Raw genomic sequence first — 577 nt, 5'->3', positions numbered from 1 at the left:
CTTTGTAGCCTTTCTTTTCAAGGTGCGCTTTGATCTTGTCGCGCGCGTCACCTTGAATTTCGATGTTGCCATCTTTTACTGAGCCACCGCAGCCGCAAACTTTCTTGAGTTCTGCTGCCATTAGTTTTAATGGTGCGTCATCTAGGTCTAAGCCAGTTACGACAGAAACGCCTTTGCCTTTACGGCCTTTGGTTTCTTTTTGGATTCGAACGATACCATCGCCTTTAGGACGTTGGACTTTCTCTTCTTCAGGCTTAATGCGACCTGTTTCTGTTGAATATACTAGGCTCATAATTTACTTCTTTTGTTGCTCTGCTTTTTGTTTTGCGAGTAAGTAAGCTTCTATATGGCGTTGGATTGCAACCTTGCCGCCTTTGATTAAGCGACCGTTAAACATGCAATACCACGCATTAGGCTCACCGGTGTCATTCTTGATTTGGTAGCCGTTGAAGTTTTCAGTCGAGCCACCAGTTCCTCTCGACTTATTTAATGACATGAATTCTTTTGGATCAATAATAGATGCGGTATCAATCCACCAATCAATACTCTTTTTCACGGCAGCTAGGTTGCCCTGAAT

2 protein-coding genes are annotated in these 577 nt (G+C 43.5%); both read right to left on the bottom strand.

Translation table 11 applies throughout. The annotated features are described in order from the left end of the window. Positions 1 to 292, bottom strand: a 292-nt coding sequence (yciH, locus tag AB4512_RS19815; RefSeq protein ID WP_372175421.1) for a stress response translation initiation inhibitor YciH, incomplete at its 3' end; no start/stop codon positions are given. Between the two features lie 3 nt (positions 293 to 295). After that, positions 296 to 577 (bottom strand): DUF3319 domain-containing protein (locus tag AB4512_RS19810; RefSeq protein WP_372175419.1); only part of this gene is annotated, 282 nt, incomplete at its 5' end.

Source organism: Vibrio sp. 10N.222.52.B7, from assembly GCF_041474275.1.
Taxonomy (GTDB): domain Bacteria; phylum Pseudomonadota; class Gammaproteobacteria; order Enterobacterales; family Vibrionaceae; genus Vibrio; species Vibrio crassostreae_C.
Note: the sequence above shows the minus strand (reverse complement) of the source record. Positions and strands in the feature narration are given on the sequence as shown.